Here is a 2,334-nt window from a genome sequence, read left to right as displayed (position 1 = left end):
TGAGCCGATCGACCATGTTCTGCTTGTCGAGGCGTGCCTCCTGGAAGAACTGGCTCGACTCCTTGTAGATCGCATGACGCAGCTCGATGGGCAGCAGCATCTTGACCCCGAGCGAGTCTTGCTGGAGGAACTTGTTGTTGAGCATGGGCCAGACAACGGCGCGCATGCGCTCGGCGTCGCCGTTGACCAGGCTCGGCTCGTCGATGCGATCGATCACGACGATCATGGCGGTGTAGCCGAACGCGGCGAGGACCTGGCGCAGGCGGTCGATGAGCGCGTAGCGCGTATCGGGGGCGTCGCTGAGCGGGAGCACGCCCTCGTGGCGGTGCTTGGGATCGATCGAGGCGATCGACGCGGCGAAGCTCTGCTCGAGCCGCTTGCACACGCGGATCTGCCGGCGCAGCTTGCGGGCGGTGCGGCGCATGGTCGCGGCGTCGAAGACGAACTTCTTGACGAGCAGCGCGACCCAAGCTGCGAGGCCGAGGAAGAACGCCGTGTTCCACAGCACGTTAGTCTCGCCGTTGCCGATCGTGAAGAACGCGATGATGACGCCGACGGGGATGAGCCAGCCCGCGTACGCACCGATCGTCCAGCCCGCCGCGCCGAGCGGTCGGCGGACACGGATCGCCTTGCGCAGCTTGGCCGTGCGGTCGTCGGCTCGCTCGGGTCGGTCGTAGAGCGACTGCAGGATGACCAGGTCGTTTCGGCTCGTGGGATCGAGCGAGCGGGCGCGCCGGCGGACGCCCTCGCCGAGATCGATCGATCGGCCTGATGCGGTCTCGCCGATGATCGTGTCGACCATGCCGGGAACGGCGGCCATGAGGATGCCGTCGATGTGGTCCTGGAGCCGGAGTTTGCGGAGGACTTCGAGAGGTTCGCCGCCGCCGGCACGCTCGTAGAAACGGTCGAGCACCGTGTTCAGTTCGTCGTAGGCGATGAGCAGGGCCTTGCCATCGGGATTCGCCTTGTTGTGGGCGGCGACTGCGGCGGCAATCTGCAAGCGGATAGCCGTCTTTCCGCTGCCTTTCTCGCCGAAGACGATCGATGTGGAGGGGCGATCGAGCTGACCCAGGATCTTCTCGAAGTCGGAGTGGGCAGCGGTCTGGAGGCGCCCCTCGCCCGCTTCTTCGCCGAGCTTCTGGAAGACGGCGTCCTGCCTCGCTTCCTCGCCGCGGAATGGGTTCTCGCGGATCGACCAATGATCAAAGAAGTGTTGCAGATTCATTGTCGCTCCCGGCCGAAGCTTGGTGGGTTGGAACCGTTCTCTTGAGTGTATCGAGCGTCAATGGGCGACGCGTGTGCCGAGCATCGGTGCGATGCGCTCGACGGCGTGCCGCAGGGTGGCGTCGTCCTTGGCTTCGAGGTTCAACCGGAGCAGCGGCTCGGTGTTGCTCTTTCGGACGTTGCACCACCAGCCTTTTTTGTCGAAGCAGTCGATGGTGATGCCGTCGAGTTCTTCGACGTCGCCGTCGTCGTCGGAGCCCGGGCCGAACTCTTCGACGATGGCTTCGAGGGCCTCATCCTTCTCTTCGTTCTCGAAGTTGATCTCGCCGGACTGGACGTAGCGGTTGACGACGGGCGCGACGAGCTCGCTCATGGTCTTGTCCTGGCCCGTCAGAACAGTGAGGACGGTGGCCATGGCGATCGCGCCGGAGTCGGCGTTGAAGTTGTCGCGGAAGTAGAAGTGGCCCGAGAGCTCGCCGCCGAAGATGCCGCCGGTGTCGGCGAGGGCCTGTTTCATGAAGACATGGCCCACGCGGCCCATGAGCGGCTTGCCGCCGGCCTTCTTGATCTCTTCCGCGACGCCCTTGCTTGAGCGTAGGTCGTAGACCACGGTCGATCCCGGGGCCTGTGCGAGGAAGTGCGGCGCGAGCACGGCCGTGAGGTGGTCGCACGCGACGGCGTTGCCCTTCTCGTCGATGACGACGCAGCGGTCGGCATCGCCATCGAAGCAGAAGCCGAGGTCCGCGCCCTCGGCGATGACGGCTTCCTGCGTCTGCCGCAGGTTCTCGGCGACGAGCGGGTTGGGCTCGTGCACGAACTCGCCCTTGGTGATGTCGTAGTTGATCTCGGTGATCTCGAGGCCTTCGACGTTGGCGCCCTTCTTGCCGAAGATCTTGGGAAGCATCGCGCCGGCCATGCCGTTGGAGGCATCGATGACGATCTTGAGTTGCTTGCCGTTCATGTTTAGGAACTGCATGACGTGCTGTGCGTAGGCGTCCCACAGGTCGCGCTTCTCGGCGCGGCCGGCGTGCGGGGGCTTCTCGGTGTTGTTTGCTCCGGAGCGATCGACCATCGCAGCGTGCTTGCGGATCTCGCCGAGGCCCGTGTCCT

2 protein-coding genes are annotated in these 2,334 nt (G+C 64.9%); both read right to left on the bottom strand.

The window, feature by feature from the left end; all coding sequences use genetic code 11:
• Positions 1-1,225 (bottom strand): hypothetical protein (locus AAGI46_16915; GenBank protein MEM1013889.1); only part of this gene is annotated, 1,225 nt, incomplete at its 3' end.
• A 57-nt stretch (positions 1,226-1,282) separates the two neighbouring features.
• Positions 1,283-2,334 (bottom strand): phosphomannomutase/phosphoglucomutase (gene manB, locus AAGI46_16910; protein ID MEM1013888.1); only part of this gene is annotated, 1,052 nt, incomplete at its 5' end.

This window comes from Planctomycetota bacterium, from assembly GCA_038746835.1.
GTDB lineage: Bacteria > Planctomycetota > Phycisphaerae > Tepidisphaerales > Tepidisphaeraceae > JBCDKH01.
Note: the sequence above shows the minus strand (reverse complement) of the source record. Positions and strands in the feature narration are given on the sequence as shown.